Source organism: Pseudoalteromonas sp. SCQQ13 (assembly GCF_015864415.1).
GTDB lineage: Bacteria > Pseudomonadota > Gammaproteobacteria > Enterobacterales > Alteromonadaceae > Pseudoalteromonas > Pseudoalteromonas nigrifaciens.
This window is the reverse complement of record NZ_JADYXG010000005.1, coordinates 181656-201902: the sequence shown is the minus strand read 5'-3', so window position 1 is coordinate 201902 and position 20247 is coordinate 181656. Positions and strand designations below refer to the sequence as shown.

Annotated in this window: 21 protein-coding genes and 3 tRNA genes; 19 read left to right on the top strand and 5 right to left on the bottom strand. The window is 40.4% G+C overall.

All coding sequences use genetic code 11. The annotated features are described in order from the left end of the window. Positions 1-337: 337 nt before the first annotated feature. The 7 genes from dusA (at position 338) to I6F41_RS06315 (ending at position 5177) form a co-directional block, all read left to right on the top strand. Positions 338-1306, top strand: a complete 969-nt coding sequence (gene dusA, locus I6F41_RS06345; protein WP_080516805.1) for a tRNA dihydrouridine(20/20a) synthase DusA — start codon at positions 338-340, stop codon at positions 1304-1306. A 253-nt stretch (positions 1307-1559) separates the two neighbouring features. Next, entirely contained in the window at positions 1560-2240 is a 681-nt protein-coding gene (locus I6F41_RS06340; RefSeq protein WP_182683841.1) for a PspA/IM30 family protein, read from the top strand. Between the two features lie 10 nt (positions 2241-2250). Continuing rightward, on the top strand, positions 2251-2457 hold the full coding sequence (locus tag I6F41_RS06335) for a PspC domain-containing protein (RefSeq protein ID WP_182683840.1): 207 nt from the start codon (positions 2251-2253) through the stop codon (positions 2455-2457). Between the two features lie 36 nt (positions 2458-2493). Next, on the top strand, positions 2494-2820 hold the full coding sequence (locus I6F41_RS06330; protein WP_182683839.1) for a hypothetical protein: 327 nt from the start codon (positions 2494-2496) through the stop codon (positions 2818-2820). A 78-nt stretch (positions 2821-2898) separates the two neighbouring features. After that, positions 2899-3408, top strand: a complete 510-nt coding sequence (locus I6F41_RS06325; RefSeq protein ID WP_086996934.1) for a copper chaperone PCu(A)C — start codon at positions 2899-2901, stop codon at positions 3406-3408. An 8-nt stretch (positions 3409-3416) separates the two neighbouring features. Beyond that, a complete protein-coding gene (locus I6F41_RS06320; RefSeq protein WP_182683838.1) occupies positions 3417-4403 on the top strand; it encodes a DUF2333 family protein in 987 nt (328 codons plus the stop codon). 3 nt (positions 4404-4406) lie between these two features. Continuing rightward, positions 4407-5177, top strand: a complete 771-nt coding sequence (locus tag I6F41_RS06315) for a TIGR04219 family outer membrane beta-barrel protein (RefSeq protein WP_086996921.1) — start codon at positions 4407-4409, stop codon at positions 5175-5177. A gap of 36 nt (positions 5178-5213) precedes the next feature. Here I6F41_RS06315 and I6F41_RS06310 read toward each other — a convergent pair whose 3' ends face one another. Further along, positions 5214-6101: a TIGR03899 family protein gene (locus I6F41_RS06310; protein ID WP_011327209.1), complete on the bottom strand. Its 888-nt coding sequence runs from the start codon at positions 6099-6101 to the stop codon at positions 5214-5216. Further along, the gene (locus I6F41_RS06305) at positions 6070-6630 is read right to left on the bottom strand and encodes an SRPBCC family protein (protein WP_011327210.1); all 561 of its coding nucleotides are present in this window, start codon (positions 6628-6630) and stop codon (positions 6070-6072) included. Before I6F41_RS06305 ends, I6F41_RS06310 begins: the two co-directional genes overlap by 32 nt. Before the next feature lie 301 nt (positions 6631-6931). Here I6F41_RS06305 and I6F41_RS06300 point away from each other — a divergent pair, with 301 nt between their 5' ends. Next, entirely contained in the window at positions 6932-9109 is a 2178-nt protein-coding gene (locus I6F41_RS06300) for a YgiQ family radical SAM protein (protein WP_197107928.1), read from the top strand. A 139-nt stretch (positions 9110-9248) separates the two neighbouring features. On the opposite strand, the gene I6F41_RS06295 is transcribed toward I6F41_RS06300, so the two are convergent. Further along, complete coding sequence (locus I6F41_RS06295) at positions 9249-9569, bottom strand: BON domain-containing protein (protein WP_011327212.1); 321 nt, start codon at positions 9567-9569, stop codon at positions 9249-9251. Positions 9570-9823: 254 nt separating this feature from the next. After that, positions 9824-11050: an ATP-dependent RNA helicase SrmB gene (srmB, locus tag I6F41_RS06290; RefSeq protein ID WP_058372586.1), complete on the bottom strand. Its 1227-nt coding sequence runs from the start codon at positions 11048-11050 to the stop codon at positions 9824-9826. Between the two features lie 75 nt (positions 11051-11125). On the opposite strand from srmB, the gene I6F41_RS06285 reads away from it, so the two are divergent. Further along, positions 11126-11824: a tRNA1(Val) (adenine(37)-N6)-methyltransferase gene (locus tag I6F41_RS06285; RefSeq protein WP_182683836.1), complete on the top strand. Its 699-nt coding sequence runs from the start codon at positions 11126-11128 to the stop codon at positions 11822-11824. Positions 11825-11876: 52 nt separating this feature from the next. Further along, the gene (locus I6F41_RS06280; protein WP_011327215.1) at positions 11877-12323 is read left to right on the top strand and encodes a DUF2147 domain-containing protein; all 447 of its coding nucleotides are present in this window, start codon (positions 11877-11879) and stop codon (positions 12321-12323) included. A gap of 63 nt (positions 12324-12386) precedes the next feature. Here the strand turns inward: I6F41_RS06280 and fldB are convergent, their stop codons facing one another. Next, the gene (gene fldB, locus I6F41_RS06275) at positions 12387-12908 is read right to left on the bottom strand and encodes a flavodoxin FldB (protein WP_011327216.1); all 522 of its coding nucleotides are present in this window, start codon (positions 12906-12908) and stop codon (positions 12387-12389) included. A gap of 107 nt (positions 12909-13015) precedes the next feature. On the opposite strand from fldB, the gene xerD reads away from it, so the two are divergent. The 9 genes from xerD to I6F41_RS06230 all read left to right on the top strand — a co-directional run bounded on the left by xerD (position 13016) and on the right by I6F41_RS06230 (position 20206). Beyond that, a complete protein-coding gene (gene xerD, locus I6F41_RS06270; RefSeq protein WP_011327217.1) occupies positions 13016-13942 on the top strand; it encodes a site-specific tyrosine recombinase XerD in 927 nt (308 codons plus the stop codon). Positions 13943-14004: 62 nt separating this feature from the next. Continuing rightward, entirely contained in the window at positions 14005-14733 is a 729-nt protein-coding gene (dsbC, locus tag I6F41_RS06265; RefSeq protein WP_041454340.1) for a bifunctional protein-disulfide isomerase/oxidoreductase DsbC, read from the top strand. 85 nt (positions 14734-14818) lie between these two features. Continuing rightward, positions 14819-16540: a single-stranded-DNA-specific exonuclease RecJ gene (gene recJ, locus I6F41_RS06260; RefSeq protein ID WP_011327219.1), complete on the top strand. Its 1722-nt coding sequence runs from the start codon at positions 14819-14821 to the stop codon at positions 16538-16540. A gap of 145 nt (positions 16541-16685) precedes the next feature. Further along, a protein-coding gene (gene prfB / locus I6F41_RS06255) for a peptide chain release factor 2 (protein ID WP_011327220.1) occupies positions 16686-17784 on the top strand; the annotation gives its coding sequence in 2 pieces (ribosomal slippage) (positions 16686-16760 and positions 16762-17784; 1098 coding nt in all). A gap of 27 nt (positions 17785-17811) precedes the next feature. Then, positions 17812-19347, top strand: coding sequence for a lysine--tRNA ligase (gene lysS / locus I6F41_RS06250; RefSeq protein WP_011327221.1), 1536 nt, complete (start codon positions 17812-17814; stop codon positions 19345-19347). A 193-nt stretch (positions 19348-19540) separates the two neighbouring features. Then, entirely contained in the window at positions 19541-19720 is a 180-nt protein-coding gene (locus I6F41_RS06245; protein ID WP_182677141.1) for a hypothetical protein, read from the top strand. Positions 19721-19850: 130 nt separating this feature from the next. Next, a tRNA-Ser gene (locus I6F41_RS06240) sits at positions 19851-19943 on the top strand. Positions 19944-19978: 35 nt separating this feature from the next. Beyond that, positions 19979-20055 (top strand) — tRNA-Arg (locus tag I6F41_RS06235). Between the two features lie 74 nt (positions 20056-20129). Beyond that, a tRNA-Arg gene (locus I6F41_RS06230) sits at positions 20130-20206 on the top strand. Positions 20207-20247: the final 41 nt, after the last annotated feature.

The window sequence follows — 20247 nt, the reverse complement described above, 5'->3', positions numbered from 1 at the left end:
ATGTGAAAGTAGGACATTGCCAGGCTCCAAATTGTAGAAAGCCCGAATTTAACGATTCGGGCTTTTTTACGTCTGCAAGAAAGTGAAATGTGGGTGGCTGAACTTTGAACGCTGACGTTTTCAATATAAATGGTATCTATATTTTTTGCTTATTCTGATATAATAATGTTTGAATTTAGCGCAGATACGCCTGATTTTATATTCTAAAACACCCCTTTTGATTGTTCCCTACGGTGTAGTTATTTATTAATAATAGATCTAAATGTGTGTAAATAAGCAAAAAAGAGATATTTAAATTGAACGAAATGTACTTAAACTTATATAGCACGGTGTACCAATGAAACCACTCGATAGACGCTTTTCTGTAGCACCCATGTTGGATTGGACTGATCGTCATTGTCGTACTTTTCATCGTAAAATGACTAAGCATACAGTGTTGTACACGGAAATGATCACCACGGGTGCTATTTTGTTTGGCCGAGGCGACTACCTACACTTTAATCAACACGAAGGGCCTGTTGCATTGCAGCTGGGTGGCTCTGATCCACAGGCTCTTGCACAATGTGCAAAGCTTGCGGGTGAGCGTGGTTATGACGAAATTAACTTAAACGTAGGTTGCCCGTCAGATCGCGTGCAGAATGGTCGTTTCGGTGCTTGTTTAATGGGTGAGCCGCAATTAGTTGCTGACTGTGTGGCGGCAATGAAAGCAGAAGTAAATATACCTGTTACGGTTAAAACGCGCATTGGTATTGATGAGCAAGACTCGTATGAGTTTTTGTGTGCACTTATAGAAGCGTCGCATAATGTTGGGTGTGATGATTTTATTATTCATGCTCGTAAAGCTTGGTTAAAGGGGTTAAGCCCTAAAGAAAACCGTGAGGTACCGCCGCTTGATTATCCACGTGTTTATCAGTTGAAAAAAGATTATCCACAACTCGATTTAAGTCTTAATGGTGGTGTTAAAACAATTGAACAAAGTTTAGAGCATTTACAGCATATTGATGGTGTGATGATTGGTAGAGAAGCGTATAGCAACCCATTTATACTCAATGAAGTGGATGAAAAGATTTATGGTGATATCGCTAACACGCAATCTCGTCATGATGTCGTGCGCTCTATGTATAGTTATATTGAAGACGAAATGCGCTTAGGGGCTAACTTTTGGCATGTTGCTCGTCATATGCTGGGGATTTTTCAGGGGCAGCCTGGTGCCCGTGGATTTAGGCGTCATCTGTCTGAAAATGGCCATGGAAAACAAGCCGACTTATCGGTAATGGATAAAGCTTTGAGTTTTGTACCTGAATAATCAGCTAAGTGAATAATTTAATAAATGAATAAATACAGCCATCTTCGGATGGCTTTTTTGATCCTAAAAAATAGTCAAAAGTTTAGTTTATTGGCTAATTACACTTAATCATATTCAGTTAAAAGTAACTTTAATTTATAAATTATAAGTTTAAGTTTTTGAATTTAATGTGTTTTACTGTTTATATTATTACTTGGCATAACTCTTGGAATCTAATTTGTGTAATCACTTAAAAAGTTAACAGGAGAATCTCATGGGAATATTTAATCGCGTAAACGATATTGTTCAAGCAAATATAGTGTCGATATTAGACAAGGCAGAAGATCCAGAAAAATTACTTAATTTAATGCTCAGCGAGATGCAAGATGCACTTACTGAGTGTCGCATTACGACAGCGGCTTTGTTGTGCGAAGAAAAAACACTTAAACGTCAAATTGAAAATAAAAATAACAATTTAGTATATTGGCAGGATAAAGCTGAGCTAGCAATAGAGAGAGGTCGAGATGATTTGGCAAAATCAGCTTTGCTTGAAAAACAAACCATTAGTAACACAGTTGTAGCAAAGCAGCTGCAACTAGAAACGCTGCAGCAATCAATAACTAAAATGACAGCGGATTGTCAGCGTTTGCAACAAAGAATAGCCGAGGCTAAAGCCAAGCAAACACAGTTAGTACAGCGGCACAATATAGTGGCTGCAAGGGGGCAAATAAATAGCCAATTACAAAGTGAAAAAGTTGCACATGCACTCTCTCGATTTGAGAAAGTAGAGCAGCGCGTAGAAGGTATTGAAGCACAGGTAGAAGCGTACGAGCTTACTGATTCAGAAAATACTATAGCTGCACAAATAGACGCTTTGGTGAAAAACGAACAAGTAGATGCAGAATTAGCTCGCTTAAAAGCTGATTTAAAAACTAACTTAAAACAGAGTGCTTAAGGAGATAATTATGAATAGTTTTAACAGCAAACGTGGTTGGTACAAAGATCCACTTGATAAAAAAATATCTGGTGTGTGCAGTGGTTTAGCGCAGCGATTAGATTTACCTGTGTGGTCAACACGACTTGTCACTATTTTATTATTTTTGAGTTTTCCGTTTGCAATTGCACTAGGTTATTTTATTGCGCATTGCTGCCTAGAAGAAAAAATAATTTAAGCTAATTTACATTTAGATTGAATTAAGGAGAGCTAAATGAAAGCGTTAGCCGTATGTATAATTGTTTATTTACTATTTTTTACTGATGTTGTCTCTGCGGTGCACTTTGATACTTGGCAATTACCGCTTTGGATTGCAGATACAAGTTGGACTGGGCTTGAGCTAATAGGAGTTTTAGCGGCTATTATTATTTTTGTAGCTGTTGCAGTACTAATAACGATAGGATTAGTTGGCGCAGCAGCAGTTGCATTAGTCGGAACTGTATTGGCATTTTTATTTGGATCGCTGATGATTGCTTGGCCATTACTATTTATTGCGGTACTTTGCTGGTTAGTAGCTGATAACAAAAAAGTAGCATCTTAACTCCAAATTAACTGACTATTGCAACTGAACTATGTTAAATTTGATACTTAGCATTATGTTTTAACAAGGATTAGAGTGGTGATTAAACAGTGTATTTCAATTGTTTTGGTGTCGGTTTTAAGTCTTTTTTCATCATCATCGATGGCACATTCAGGGCATGATCACGATGCGGATGTTGCTATTATTAAGGTTAGTAATGCACAAGTAAGGGAGTTTTTACCTGCCACAACTTCAAGTGTAGGTTATTTAAGTATTATAAATCATAGTGATACTGTGGCTACGTTGACTAAAGCAACTATTGATGGCTTAGGTCGCGTTGAAATTCATGAGCACTCGCACGTAGATGGCATGATGAAAATGCAAAAAGTTGAATCGTTAACAATTAACGCCCATCAACAAATCGATTTTAAGCCTGGTGGCTATCATTTAATGATTTTTGAACCACAAGAACCGTTAAAAGTAGGCCAACAACGTAAACTCACACTATATTTTAGTGATGGCAACCGTGTATTTACCAATGCTCAGGTGGTATCGCTTGCATCACAAGCAGAACAATCACAAGCATCAAAACAACATACTCATCATTAGGAGGATCAATGTCACAACATAAAGGGAAAATAGTTGCAGCATTAGCTATATTACTAATTATTTTTTACGCAATAGCTGTTTATTGGAGTACGGAGCCTGCTCGTTTTAATGTGGTAGAAAAAGCAAAGCAGCAAGCGCAGCAACGTAATGAGCAATTTGTTATTGGTTATACAACAACATCAACATTAATAACGGTAGCAAGTACGTTACTCGAAAAGCCAGGCGGTTATTTATCAAATGATGTTTTGCCGCCAAGTATAATAATGGACGATATGCCTGCGTGGGAATATGGCGCACTCGAAATGGTGCGTGATTTAGCCCTTTCTATGCGTAAAGATTTTAGCCGTTCGCAATCGCAATCAACTGAACACGAAGCTCTAAAAAAAGCACAGCCGCAGTTTAATATAAGCTCTGAAGCGTGGGCGTGGCCAAGCGCTGAAGGTGAGTACCAAAAAGGCATTGATTACTTATTGGTATATCGTACTCAAATAGCGAATGACCATGAGCGTGACAGTCAATTCTATGCTCGCGCCGATAACTTGCGCAGTTGGCTAAAAGAAGCTGAAAAGCGTTTAGGTAGCTTGAGTCAGCGTTTAAGCGCTAGTGTAGGCCAAGATAAAGTAAACACTGATTTAGCGGGTAATACATCAAATACACAAGCCACTTTTTCTCCATTACAACAGCAAGCAAAAACGCCATGGTTAGACATTGATGATGTATTTTATGAGTCGCGCGGTGCTACTTGGGCTTTATTGCATTTCTTACAAGCGATAGAATATGACTTTGCCGATGTACTTGAGAAAAAGAATGCACGCGTAAGTGTGCAGCAAATTATACGAGAGCTTGAGGCAACTCAAGAAACAGTATGGAGCCCAATGATATTAAATGGGAATGGTTTTGGTTATGTAGCAAACCATTCACTGGTTATGGCAAATTATATTTCTAGAGCCAATGCGGCTCTTATTGAACTTAGCGAATTATTGACCCAAGGATAGAAAATGAAAAAGTATTGTTTAGCAGCAGCCCTTTCAATGGCATGTTTAGCGCCTGCAGCGCAAGCTGATACCTTATTAGGCTTGTATGTAGGTGTTGATGGCTGGAAAGCGGATAACGAAGGAAGCTTTTCTTATAAAGGAAATGCACCACAAGATTTTAATTTTGACGATGAAACCTTCGTAAGCTACTACGCTGCACTTGAGCATCCAGTGCCATTAGTACCTAATATTAAATTAAGATACACAGAGCTTGAGCTTACCGGCTCTACACGTCTGGATAAAACATTTTCTTTTAATGGTTCAGATTACGTTGTAGGTACTACGGTTAATTCAGTAAGTGACTTAACTCACATTGATTACACATTTTATTACGAAATTTTTGATAACGACTTAATCTCTATCGATTTGGGTGTTAACGCTAAGCAGTTTGATGGTGAGATTTTAGTTAAAGGTACTACGCAACAAGGTGGCGCTGATTATACTGAAACTGTTGAGTTTTCAGGCTTTGTACCATTGGTTTACGGCCGCGCTGAAGCAGGCTTACCTTTTACCGGTTTAAGCGTGTTTTTTGAGGGCAGCTTTGTAGCAATTGACGATAGCAAAGTTCAAGATTACCAAATGGGTATTGCATGGGAATTTATTGATAACCTAGCAATAGATGTTGCTGTTAAAGCAGGTTACCGCTCAATGACATTAGAGCTAGACGATGTTGATGATATTAACACTAATATTGATGCATCGGGTCCATTTGCGGGCATTCAAGTACACTTTTAATTACACTGCTAATTAATAGTATATAGCGTGGTTTTGCTACTTAGTAGTATGCCACGCTAGTTCAAATTCACTCTCAAGTGCACTATTAAGTAACTGCTTATACACTTTATTTACCGGGTAGTTAATGAGTTTAGATAGCTCATCACCTGTTTGCGTAAACTTATAATAACTCAATACTAAATCGCTATTTTTTGCTTTTAACGTTACTTTTTGTGATAAAAACGATAACGTAAGTTCTTGCCCAGTTTTTAGTACCGCAGACTCAATCTCTTTTCGATATAGTAAATTTAAATCCATTAAAGTTAATATATCAGGAAAGCTAATCCCTGTTTTTCCTAGATTTAAAGATACTTTATTGCCCTTACGTAACAAATCAAATAGTGATGGTTTTTTATAAAACCCCAGTAAAATAAAGTGGCTATCGTCTTTTTCATTATAACCAGAGAGGGATACACACTTTTGTAGAGAGTCAGCTTCGCGCTGGGTCATATGCTTAAGTGTTTGCAAACTTTTTATTGAGAAAGTCCCCGGGTTAAGCGTTTCACCGGTGAGTATTTTTGCCCAAAGTGACTGCATAGATTGATTTGAGGTATCACCACATAGTGCTACAAAGTGTTCTACCCAATCGGCATCGGGTTGTTTACTACTGGCTACGTCAGGACAAAAATCCATTGCCATAGCTAAAATTGTTTCTATATTTTGCTGTTGTTTAATGAGCAGTAAGTCTTGTCTTTTTTGTGCTCTAGCTAAAACGGTATTGTCGCTATTAATGCGATATAGCGGTTTAACCTTGCCTTGGGGGCCATAACTTTGCTCATTATTATGGGATGCCTCATTATTGCCTACTTTAATAATAGGATAACCCAGTAACGACTCTATGGTATTAGCGAGATTAATTCTTGCTTGTGCGGTTTTGACTGCCATGACTTTCCATTATTGTTTGTGCATCACTTAGCTGCGCTACTGTTTTTAAATTATTGAGCCCCAGTGATACTGCGTTACTTAAAATGTGCTCACTAAGCACAGCCACATACCCAGAAACTAAAGGTAGCGTGGCTTGCCCCGTAATTTGAAAAGTAACCGTGACCGTTTTTGCATTTTGCGTAAATATTACATTAGCGGCAATAATGTGTTCTTGAGCAAATAAAATATTCAACACCATTTTGTTTGCACTTAACGCTGTGGTGGTCATTTCACCTGCGCCCCATTTACTTTGCCATGATTGATGAGCACCAACCCCTGTGCTTGGCTCACCTAAGGAAAATTCTACAGAGGGATCCAGCTTCTTCCAAGGCGACCATTTATGCCACTGCGAAAAGTCAGTGATTAAGGGTTTTACTATGTGCGTATTGGCATTAATGTTAATACTCTTTGTTACGTTATAGCTCTGGGGTAGTAATAGGCCAATAACGATAAAAAGTAAGAGTAAAACTAATAAAAGCTGCACTAACATTTTTAATATTTTAATAAAAAAACCTCAGATAAATTAGGTTACAAACTCATAACTTATTATTAATTTAGCATATTAACTCGGGTGTGCTTAACTTTCGAGGTTAATTTTATAGCAACTATTTTTTAATTGAGCTAGATACTTAGCCACAACCTATAAAAAGTAATAGTTAATTTAGGTGTATAAGTATTAAAAAATAACGAAACTTCACTTTAAAACCGCGCGGCACAGCAAAGTAGTGCTCTATCAAGGTAGGTTGGTATAGGGTATAATTTGCGCCTTTTGTTATTAAACGGTCAACTTTATGAGCACACTTAAAGCTAAGCGCGCCTTATTCTCATACCCAAAGTATTGGGCAGAGTGTTATGGCACAGCACCATTTTTACCTACTACACGCGAAGAAATGGATGCACTTGGCTGGGATAGCTGCGATATAATTATTATTAGTGGCGATGCTTATGTAGATCATCCTAGTTTTGGGATGGCAGTAATTGGCCGAGTACTTGAGGCGCAAGGTTTTAGAGTGGGTATTATTGCCCAGCCAGAATGGGACTCTAAAGAAGCGTTTATGGCGCTGGGTAAACCCAATTTATTTTTTGGTGTAACCGCTGGCAACATGGACTCGATGATTAACCGTTATACAGCTGAAAAACGCATGCGCCATGATGATGCCTACACGCCAGACAATATTGGTGGTAAACGCCCTGATCGTGCGGTAATCATTTACTCACAACGTTGCCGCGAAGCGTATAAAGATGTACCACTTATTTTAGGTGGCATTGAAGCAAGTTTACGCCGTGTTGCTCATTACGATTATTGGCAAGAAAAAGTGCGTCGTAGTGTTTTGTTTGACGCTAAAGCCGATATTTTAATATATGGTAATGCGGAGCGCCCACTGGTTGAGGTTGCTCATCGTATTGCAGCGGGCGAAAGTACCGATACCATTCAGGATGTACGAGGGACTGCGGTTATTCGTAAAGAGCCCTTACCAGGCTGGCGTGGCAGTGACTCTACCGCTATTGATAAAATAGGTAAAATTGATCCAATTCCAAACCCGTATGGCGCAGATGATGTTGGCTGTAGCAAATCAGAATTTAAACAAGCAGGTATAGACTTAAAAGCCGAAGCCGCCAAGGTTATTACTATTCAGCCAGCGCGCCCTAAGCCATGGGAAAAAACCTACGTTAAATTACCTGCGTTTGAGCAAGTAAGTGTGAATAAGCCATTGTATGCACATGCTTCTCGTATTGTGCACCAAGAAACTAACCCAGGTTGTGCTCGTGCTATTTTTCAGCGCCACGGCGATCGTTCTATTTGGGTTAATCCCCCAGCATATCCACTAGAAACACATGAAATGGACGCCGTATTTGGTTTGCCGTATCAACGTATTCCTCATCCTAGCTATGGGGATGCAAAAATACCTGCCTACGACATGATTAAAACGTCAGTTAATATTATGCGAGGCTGTTTTGGTGGTTGCAGTTTCTGTTCGATTACCGAACATGAAGGGCGGATTATTCAAAGCCGTTCGCAAGAATCAATAATTGAAGAAATTGAGCAAATTAGAGATAAAGTACCCGGGTTTACCGGGGTTATTTCTGACTTAGGTGGCCCAACAGCCAACATGTATAAATTGGGTTGTACTAGCAAAAAAGCAGAAAGTACCTGTCGACGTTTATCGTGTGTATACCCTGAAATATGTAAGCATATGGATACCGATCATACGCCAACAATTGAGCTGTATAAAAAAGCCCGTGAAGTTAAAGGCATTAAAAAAATATTAATCGCCTCGGGTGTACGCTACGATTTAGCCGTGCAAGATCCACGTTACGTTAAAGAATTAGTTACTCACCATGTAGGTGGATATTTAAAAATAGCGCCAGAGCATACCGAAGATGGACCATTATCAAAAATGATGAAGCCAGGTATGGGAGCGTACGATCAGTTTAAAGCGTTATTTGATAAGTACTCAAAAGAAGCGGGTAAAAAGCAGTATTTAATCCCATACTTTATTTCGGCGCACCCAGGTACTAAAGACGAAGACATGGTAAACATGGCTTTGTGGCTTAAGTCGAACGACTTTAAACTTGATCAGGTACAAAATTTTTACCCATCTCCAATGGCAAATGCGACCACTATTTATCATACCGAGATGAACTCACTGCGTAATATTAAAAATAATACCGAAGTAGTACCTGTGCCGAAAGGTGCGCGCCAGCGTCGTTTACATAAAGCAATTTTACGCTATCACGATCCTGCGGGCTGGCCAATGATCCGCGAAGCACTGCGCAAAATGGGTAAATCTAACCTAATAGGTAAAGCGCCAAATTGCTTAGTGCCAGAAGAAGGGCGCGACGAAAGAGCTGCAAAAGGAAGTAGTCGAGGTGGGCGCCCAGCATTAACGCGCCATACTGGTTTTAGCCAATTTCATAAGGCCAATACAAAACCAAAGGTAGCGAGTAATCGCCAAAGAGCTAAATAGAGCTCATAGCTTAAAAAGTAGTTAGCCTGTTTGGCTTATTACTAAGCTTGGGCTTGATTACTGAATATATGAGCACTGAAAAAAATGCCGCTTATTTTGCAATAAGCGGCATTTTTTATGTAAGTTATTTAAGTAGAACTTAAATAATATCAATTTTGTTACGAATGATTTTTACGCCATCCATATTTTCTAAAAACTTTTGTGCCAACGCACGCTCAAAACCTGTTTGCGCTTTACCGTATAAATCTACTTCACCATTTTTAACTTGTACGCGAATATCGCTTAGCGCTAAATTGGGGTTGGTACGCAAAGTGTGGGTAATCGATTGCTGTAAGTTTGGTTGGGTTGCTAGGCTGCTAACGACAACCATATTTGTTGTAGCACTCACTTTTGTAGCGCATGCTAATAAAAACAAACAACAAAATGATACTAAAGCGATAGTTAATTTTAAACGGCTCATAATCATATCCTTACATTGCAATTAATCGGGTAGCCAAATTAGGCAGAGTTACCATGATAGTTACAATTATCGTTCCATATTTAATGTACTGAAAATAAAGGCTATTTTATTAAGTGGGAATTCAGGTGGGCAATTGTTACATAAAACTAAGTAGAGATTACATAGCCCTAAACCATGCAGTTATGGAGGAGCAGGCATTAAAAAGCCGACATTTTTGTCGGCTAATATAATACTACTTACAGTATGCGCTTAAGTTACTTTTTCTTTTTAACCTTAGCTTTTTTCTTCGCTTTCATTTTAACCGGATCTTTACGCTTTTTAGCCGGCGGCTTAGCTTCTTTATGCTTTGGCTCTAATCCTTTAATAACACGACGTTTAAGTTTTTGCTCAATATAGCGTTCTATTTTATAAAGAATGCCAATATCGTGCGCTTCAACCAGTGAAAGAGCGATGCCTTTTTTACCAGCGCGGCCTGTACGGCCAATACGGTGTACATATATATCGGCTGTGCGTGGTAGGTCAAAGTTAATTACATGGCTAATATCAGCCACGTCAATACCGCGCGCCGCTACATCGGTAGCAACTAATATACGGGTTTTGCCGCTATGGAAGTTTTCCATCGCTTTCATGCGTTTGTCTTGCGGCATTTCGCCGCGTAACCAGGCTGCTTTAACGTCGTTAGTTGTTAGTTCACCAATTAGCGTTTCAAGACGCTCACGGGTTTTAACAAACACTATGGCTTTAGTTACGTCTGGGCCATTAAGGGTATTAACTAACAGCTCAAGTTTATGATGATAGTCGTCGGCTAAATGTACCCACTGGTGAATTTTAGCCTTTTCTTTGCGTGACGATTCAGCTTCAAGCAATGCTGGATCGTTTAGCGTTGTTTCAGCAAATCTTTCAACACTGTCGCCTTCAAGGGTTGCTGAAAATAAAAAGCACTGACGACGATTTTTAGCTTCATCACAAATACGGCTCATTTCTTTTTTAAAGCCCATGTCTAGCATGCGGTCGGCTTCATCAATAATAAGCATTTCTACGTGTTCAGCATGAAAGTTTTCGGTTTCTAAATATTCCATTAAACGCCCTGGGGTGGCGATTAAAATGTCATTATTTTTTTCAAAAATCTCTTTATGCGTACCATAGTTAATACCGCCTGTTACTACCCCAATTTTAAGGTTAGTACGTTTAGCAAGTAGTTCGCATTGTTCATGAATTTGATAAGCTAGCTCACGAGTTGGCGTCATTACTAATACGCGCGCAAAACCAGGATCACGACGCGGAAAATCCAATAAATATTGAATAGCCGGAATTAAAAAGGCGGCTGTTTTACCTGTACCTGTAGGCGCAGATGCTAAAATGTCACGCCCCTGAAGTGCTTCAGGAATAGCTTGTTGTTGAATGCTGGTTGGCGTTTCGTAACCCATTTTATTAATGGCGTCGAGTAGCTTGTTATCAAGATCAAATTCAGAAAATTGCATAGAGTGTCAAAAATAAAGGACAATGGCACTAATTATACTCGGTTACGCCTGCTTGGTGAATGAAAAGGTGAAAAAATGTCTGGTTTTGCATTTAAACAATTTAAAGTTGCGCACGAACAGTGTGCAATGAAGGTATCAACCGATGGTATTTTGCTTGGAGCATGGGCTAATTTAAGTAATGCCAACAGCTTGCTCGATATAGGTACAGGCACGGGATTGCTGGCGCTTATGTGCAAACAGCGCAGCCCCCAGTTAACTATAACGGCGGTAGAAGTTGATAAAAATGCTTACCAACAAGCGTTGCAAAATATTGCCGCTAGCCCGTGGCCAAATATAGAGGTGCACCAGCAAAGCATTCAAACTTTTAACAGCGCGCAGCCATTTGATGTAGTGATAGCCAATCCGCCGTATTTTAATCACAGTTTAAAAGGTAATAATAAGGCGCGTAATATTGCGCGCCATACAGATGGTTTAAGTTTTGCTGAGCTAATTAGTGCTTTTAAAAAGCTCAGTCATTCAGGCTCAACCTTTAGCTTAATTTTACCCACTACAGAGGTTGCGGTGTTTATTGAACTTGCTACTCAAAACGGGCTTTTTTTAAATACTCATTGCCAAGTAAAGGCGACGCCAAATAAAGCGATTAGCCGAAGCCTAATGACCTTTAGCTATATAAACCAGAGCATTGTGGAATCAGCTTTGTGTATAAAAGATAATGAAAACAACTATAGCGAAGATTATATTACGCTATGCAAAGCATTTTATTTGAAGATGTAATGTGGTAAACAGTGCTGGTATGATGAGTTTATATGTATACAGGAAACTTATAATGAAAAAACGAACTAAATCAGTATTATTAAGCGCCTTAGCCGCTACATTTTTTACAACGCAGAGCGTACTTGCCAGTATGACGCCTGTTGGGCTTTGGAAAACCATTGATGAAGACACTAATGAAGCTAAGTCGTATGTCCGTATAGTTGAAAATAACGGGGTTTTAAGCGGCACCATTGAAACATTATTAAATAAAGATAAGCAAAATGCAGTGTGCTCGCAGTGCTCGGGCGATAAAAAAGATCAGCCCATATTAGGCATGACCATTATTGATAATGTGATTGATAGCGGTGATGGTAGTTGGGAAGACGGTCAAATACTCGACCCAAATAACGGTAAAAGCTATACAGTGCGCTTAACGACTCAAGATGCTGGTGAAAAATTAGAAGTGCGTGGTTATATTGGCTTTTTTTATCGTAACCAATATTGGCTAAGAGTAGAGTAGTTAGCCAATAAAATTAAAGCGCAGTGTGGCTGCGCTTTACAAGTACAACAATAATAAACAGTATTACAGGGTTTCGCTGTACTCGGTCATTACCTGTTCAACCCAAGTGGCAATACGCTCGTCGCTTAGCTCGTACTGGCTGTCTTCATCAAGGGCTAAACCAACAAAGTGTGTACCGTCTTCGGTGAGTGCTTTAGATGCTTCAAACTCGTAACTATTGTCGTTTGGCCAAAAACCTAACTGGGTAAATGTTTGCGGACTTATTTCGTCGTGTAGCATGCCAAGCGCATCTTGAAACCACTGGCCGTAACCTTGTTGATCACCCATGCCAAATAACGCGATGGTTTTACCATTTAAGTTTACGTCTGCTATGTCGTCCCACTTTGACTCCCAGTCTTCTTGTATTTCACCAAAATCCCAGGTTGAAATACCAAAAATAATGAAATCGTATTGCTCTGCATTTTTTAGTGGTTCGTCTTTAATATTATGCAAGGTAACGATATCGGCACCAATAATGTCGCGAATTTTTTCTGCTGCCATTTCGGTGTAGCAGGTAGTAGAGCCAAAAAATAAACCAATTTGCATCGTATTTATCACTGTGTAATTGCCTGATATGATAAGCTCAAGTTTACCGTAAGGTGTTTTTAATTGATACCTTAGGCAATGGCTATAACAAAAATGAGAGCACAAAAGTGACAACGCTAGCTGACGACTTTTCAGAACCAAGCACGGCACCAAAAAGCAATAACGATTACCTAGAAACCTTTTTAGATTGTTTGTATTTAGAGCAAGGGGTGAGTGAAAATACACTATCGGCGTATCGCAGCGATTTAGATAAGTTTTGCCAGTTTTTAAAAGGCAAAAATTTAATGACTGTAACCGGCCTAGACGTTGAAAGCTATTTAGCCCATAGAGTTGATCTAGGCTTAAAGCCGCGTAGTACTGCGCGTAGTATTAGTGCGCTTAAGCGTTTTTATCAGTACTTTGTGCGCGAAAAGTTAATTAGCGACTCGCCAATGCTCAATATTGCGCAACCTAAAGCAGGACAGTCTTTGCCTAAAACGCTTTCGGAGGCTGAAGTAGAGGCGCTACTGAGCGCTCCCAATACCGATGAGCCAATGGGGCTGCGCGATAAAGCCATGCTTGAGTTACTATATGCAACAGGTTTGCGGGTTAGTGAGCTTGTAGGGCTGCGGATTGAACAAATTAATTTGCGCCAAGCTGTAGTGTTTGTAAAAGGTAAGGGGAATAAAGAGCGTTTAGTACCACTGGGCGAAGAGGCCATGTATTGGCTTGAGCAGTTTTTAAAGGTGGGACGGGCGCAAATGATTAAACACGCCACCGACTTTGTGTTTCCCTCAAAGCGAGGGGTTGGCATGACCCGACAAACTTTTTGGCATAGAGTGAAGCACTATGCTATTTTGGCATCAATTGAGTCGTCATTGTCACCGCATACATTGCGCCATGCATTTGCAACCCACTTATTAAATCATGGGGCAGACTTACGTGTGGTTCAAATGATGTTAGGACACAGTGATTTATCAACCACCCAAATATATACGCATGTTGCAAATGAGCGATTAAAATCGGTACATGCGCAGCATCATCCACGTGCTTAATATGAAATTTATTATCACTAAGCCGGTCAATTGATATGTATTTATAAAAATAGAGAATAATTATGAAAAAATTAATGTTAGCAGGTGCCATGTTATGCACTAGTTTAAGTGCCGTAGCGAATGATGTGGCTGTAGCCCCTAACGCTAATGATCCTATTGTTATTAAATTTGCCGCGCTTGGTGTTACCGTTAAGCAAATAAACCCAAGCCCAGTAGCGGGTTTAAAAGAACTGATCACTAATCAAGGTGTGCTTTATGCAAGCCCAGACGGACAGTTTTTAATGCAAGGGACACTTATAGACTTAAATAATCGTAGTAATTTAACCGAAAAAGCACTAAACGGCGTACGCCAAGCTGGGTTAAAAGAATACGAAGATTCGATGATAGTGTACAAAGCACCTAACGAAAAACATAGCATTACCGTATTTACCGACATTAGCTGTGGTTATTGTCGTAAATTACACCGTGAGCTAGATGATTTACTTGAAGCGGGTATTACCGTTAAGTATTTAGCGTTTCCGCGCGGTGGCCTACAAGGTTCAGGTTATAATGACTTAATGAACGTATGGTGTGCTAAAGATCAACAAGAAGCACTAACCGAAGCTAAAAGTGGCTCAAATACTACAGCAGTTAAAGGTTGTAGTGCGCCAGTTGCTGAGCATTATCAGCTAGGTCAAAGCTTTGGTGTTACCGGTACACCTGCTATTATTTTAGAAGATGGCACCATGATCCCAGGTTATCAGCCAGCTGCCGCATTAAGCGCTGCGCTTAACGCTAGTAAAGCCCCATAGTAATTAAATTTACGGTGCGCATAAAAAAAGGCCGAAAGGCCTTTTTTTGTATATTTATGATGAACCAAATAAGTTAAAAATCTGCATGAAAAAAACGATCCAAACGCGCGAAAACGTCGATGATTCACATTTACCGAGTCATTTACACCCTGTAATTAAGCAAATTTATGCCACGCGAAATGTTTCCCATGCCGATGAGCTAAATAACAGCGCCGCCACATTACACGACTTTAAGTTATTTAAAGATATGGACAAAGCCTGCGACTTGTTAATTGAGGCGCTACATGCCCAAAGCCATATTTTAATTGTTGGCGATTTTGATGCTGATGGTGCAACCAGTACCGCTACATTAATGCAAGGCTTGGCCATGTTTGGCTTTGCTCATTTAGATTACTTAGTACCTGATCGGTTTAGCTTAGGTTATGGTTTAAGCCCGGCGTTAGCTGCGCAAATAGTTCAGCTTAAACCCGATTTAGTAATTACAGTCGATAACGGTATTTCCTGTATTGCGGGTATTGATATTGTAAAAGCCGCCAATATTAAAGTGCTGGTTACCGACCATCACCTACAGGGCGAAACACTCCCTAATGCCGATGCCATAGTAAACCCGAACAGGCACGACTGCAGCTTTCCGTCTAAATCGATTGCAGGTGTTGGTGTGGCTTTTTACTTACTTATTGCCCTTAGAAGCACACTGCGTGAGCAAAATCATTTTGCGCAGCAGCCTATGCCTAACTTAGCCGACCTGCTCGACATAGTTGCGCTTGGTACTGTAGCCGATGTAGTGGCGCTTGATGCCAATAACCGGACATTGGTGCACCAAGGACTAGCGCGTATTCGCAGTGGTAAAACTCGCCCAGGCATTACTGCCCTCATTGAGGTTGCTAATCGTAATGCCTCAAGATTGAGTGCCAGCGACTTTGGTTTTTCGCTTGCTCCGCGCCTAAATGCCGCAGGGCGCTTAGATGACATGAGTTTAGGCATAGCCTGCTTACTCAGTACCGATATAAACCAAGCTAGGCGCATTGCCAGTGAGCTAGATAGCTTAAACTTTGCACGCCGCGAAATAGAGCAAGGCATGCAGCATGAAGCGCAAGCTGTGCTTGATAAGTTAGCGTTTAATGATGACAATATTCCCGACGCTATTTGTTTATACCAAGAGGATTGGCACCAAGGTGTTATTGGTATTTTAGCCGGGCGTTTAAAAGAAAAATACCACCGCCCAACAGTTATATTTGCGGGTGGCGAAAACGGTGAGATAAAAGGGTCATGTCGCTCAATTGAAGGGCTGCACATACGCGATTTACTCGAAGGGCTAAGTACGGCCGATCCGCACTTAATTAGTAAGTTTGGTGGCCATGCCATGGCGGCCGGTTTAAGTATTAATGAGCAGCAATTTAGCGAATTTAAACACGCCTTTGATACTGCCGTTAGCGCCCAGCTTAGTGAAGAAAGTAAACGCTGCATTGTATTTACCGATGGCGAGTTGCCAAATGAGTGTTTTACCATGGATTTTGCCCAGCAATTAAAACAAGCGGGCCCTTGGGGGCAGCAATTTCCTGAACCGGTATTTGAGCACACATTTGAGTTAATTCAGCAGCGTATAGTGGGCGAAAAGCATTTAAAACTGGTATTAAAACATCAATCAGGCCGCTTAGTTGATGCCATAGCTTTTGGCATTGATGTAAAAGAATGGCCAGATAACAACGCACAATTTGTTAAAGCAGCGTATCAGCTCGATATAAATGAGTTTAGAGGCAAGTTCACCCTGCAATTAATTATCCGAGAGCTAGAAAAAGCCAGCTAAAAAATATCTAGAATAGATCGCATAAAGTGCTAATAAAGCGCACGGTTTTTTGTTAAAATCGGGCGTTTTTATCATTTGACGATAATATATTGCGTTAATTCCTTTTTAAGGAGCGTAATAACCTAGCCATTTTGGAGTAATGACCATGTTTGAAGTGAATCCTGTGATTAACCAAATCAAGGAAATTCGCGAACGTACTGAGTTGCTTCGGGGGTACCTTTGACTATGCTCTTAAACAAGAACGCTTAGAAGAAGTTAACGCCGAACTTGAAGACTCAGCCGTATGGAATGAACCTGAACGCGCACAAGCTCTCGGCCGTGAAAAGTCGGCATTAGAAGCTGTTGTTGAAACTATCGATACTTTAGTGACGGGTACTGACGACGTTGAAGGCTTACTTGAGCTTGCTGTAGAAGCCGAAGATCAAGAAACCTTTGATGAAGCACAAAGCGAACTAGCAGACTTGAACGAGCAACTAGAAGCGTTAGAGTTTCGTCGTATGTTTAGCGGTCCTCATGACTCAAACGACGCTTACCTTGATTTACAATCTGGTTCTGGCGGCACTGAAGCACAAGACTGGTGTAATATTTTGCTGCGCATGTATTTACGCTGGGGCGAAGCTAAAGGCTTTAAAGTTGAATTAGTAGAAGCAACTGGTGGCGATGTTGCAGGAATTAAAGGCGCAACAGTTCGCTTTGTTGGCGAATACGCGTATGGTTGGTTACGTACCGAAACTGGCGTGCATCGTTTAGTGCGAAAAAGCCCGTTTGACTCAAGTGGTCGTCGTCATACTTCGTTTGCCTCTGCATTTGTTTATCCAGAAGTTGACGACAATATTGAAATTGATATGAACCCGTCTGACTTACGTATTGACGTTTACCGTGCCTCGGGCGCAGGTGGTCAGCACGTTAACACCACTGAATCAGCGGTTCGTATTACGCACGTACCAACAAATACCGTAGTGCAGTGCCAAAATGAGCGCTCACAACATAAAAATAAAGCTCAAGCAATGAAACAGTTAAAAGCAAAACTGTTTGAGCTAGAGTTACAACAACAAAATGCTGAAAAACAAACCCAAGAAGACTCAAAGTCGGACATTGGTTGGGGCAGTCAAATTCGTTCATACGTACTCGATGACGCTCGCATTAAAGATTTACGTACAGGCGTTGAAAGCCGTAATACCCAATCGGTACTTGACGGCAACTTAGACAAATTTATAGAAGCCAGCTTAAAATCTGGTTTATAACCACCAAGCTAATAAAGAGCTAAAAAAATGACTGATCAAATCCAAGACGAAAACAAGTTAATCGCTGAGCGTCGTGGCAAATTAGATGCTATACGCCAAAATTGCCCAGCCAACGGTCATCCAAACCAATTCCGTCGTGAGCATTACACGGCAGATTTGCAAGCCCAGTTTGGTGATAAGAGCAAAGAAGAATTAGTTGAGTTACAACAAGTAGTGTCTATTGCTGGACGTATTTTAGCAAAGCGCGGACCATTTTTTGTAATTCAAGACATGAAAGGCCGCGTACAATCATATGCGTCTAAAGATGTGCAAAAAGATTTAAAAGAAAAATATGGCCAACTAGATACTGGCGATATTATTGGTGTTAAAGGCGCGCTTAATAAATCGGGTAAAGGCGATTTATACGTAGAAATGACAGAGTACCAACTATTAACTAAGTCACTTCGCCCGTTGCCTGAAAAATTCCATGGCTTATCAGATCAAGAAACTAAGTACCGTCAACGTTACGTTGATTTAATTACTAACGAAGCAACGCGTGAAACATTCCGCATTCGCTCACAAGTAGTTGAAGGCATTCGTCGCTTTTTAGCAGACCGTGACTTTATGGAAGTAGAAACACCCATGCTACAGGTTATTCCTGGCGGTGCATCGGCACGCCCGTTTGTAACACACCATAACGCGCTTGATATTGACATGTACCTACGTATAGCGCCTGAGCTGTACTTAAAGCGTTTAGTGGTAGGTGGTTTTGATCGCGTATTCGAAATTAACCGTAACTTCCGTAACGAAGGGTTATCTACGCGTCACAATCCAGAATTCACAATGATTGAATTTTACCAAGCATACGCTGATTACATCGATCTGATGAACATTACCGAAGACATGCTACGTACAGTTGCAGAAAACGTACTTGGTAGTGCTGTGGTAGTTAACACAACTAAAGACGAAAACGGCGAAGTAATTGACTCAGTTGAATACGATTTTGGTCAACCGTTTACGCGCTTAAGCATGAGCGACGCAATTTTAAAATATAACCCTGAGTTTGATGCGGCAGTGTTTAACGACCCAGAAAACCATTTTGAACAATTAAAAGCGTACGCTAAGCAAGTACACGTTAAAATTCCTGAAAACTGTGTTTGGGGCCCAGGTAAATTTTTGTGTGAAATATTTGAAGAAACAGCAGAGCACATGCTTATTCAACCTACGTTTATTACCGGCTACCCATGGGAAGTATCACCATTGGCACGTCGTAACGATGAAAATTCATTTGTTACAGACCGCTTTGAGTTTTTTGTGGGTGGGCGTGAGCTAGCTAATGGTTTCTCTGAGCTTAACGATGCACAAGACCAAGCAGAGCGCTTTACTCGTCAAGTTGAAGAGAAAGACGCAGGCGATGATGAAGCAATGCATTACGACGAAGACTACATACGCGCACTAGAGTATGGCTTACCACCAACTGCAGGTGAAGGTATTGGTATTGACCGTTTAGTAATGCTGTTTACTGACTCTCCAACCATTAAAGACGTTATCTTGTTCCCGCATATGCGCCCGCAAGCCGACTAAGCTTAATAATGTAAAGTAATAAAGCGCCGCTTAAATGCGGCGTTTTTGTGTCTGGGCTATAACTTTTTAATCTGAGTGTTTTTTAAACGCACTGTTGCATTTATGTAAAGTTGTTCGCTACACTACGATGGAAATTTAGAGGATTGATTTAAGGCTCTAAATAAAAAGATTAAATGGATTTATAAATAATAATATGAAAAATAAACGTATTGAAAACCCAATCAATAACTGCGAAACAGAAGATGCAAGACAAGCCTTTTACCGAGCCTGTATTGCAGAATTTCAAAAGTTAGGTTATCAAGAGCAGTATCTTGCAGAGTTAAATGATGATTTAGTGCCTGTGTTAGGCGTTAACCCACCAGAAAAAAGTTAAAAGTTGTTTGAATTTCAAACTAATTACACATTAAAACTAACTAGATGCACAATCTATAACCATATAGGCACATTTGGTAGAAAAGTGTTTGACATATTTTCTGAACTCTTTATTATACGCCCCACAAGACGGAGAGGTGTCCGAGTGGCCGAAGGAGCTCCCCTGCTAAGGGAGTATAGAGTTTGTAGCTCTATCGAGGGTTCGAATCCCTCCCTCTCCACCATTTTTAAATGGCGTGTTTTGTAAGTTTTAAAGTATGGGTGCATAGCTCAGCTGGATAGAGTACTCGGCTACGAACCGAGCGGTCGGAGGTTCGAATCCTCCTGCGCCCACCATACTTTAATAACTCTGCTTAGAGTTTAAATAAGCAAAAACTCTGCTTAGAGTTAAAATAAGCAAACTATAAAGTGGGTGCATAGCTCAGCTGGATAGAGTACTCGGCTACGAACCGAGCGGTCGGAGGTTCGAATCCTCCTGCGCCCACCACTTTATAGACTCCTACTTAGAGTAAAAACAAGTAAAGTAAA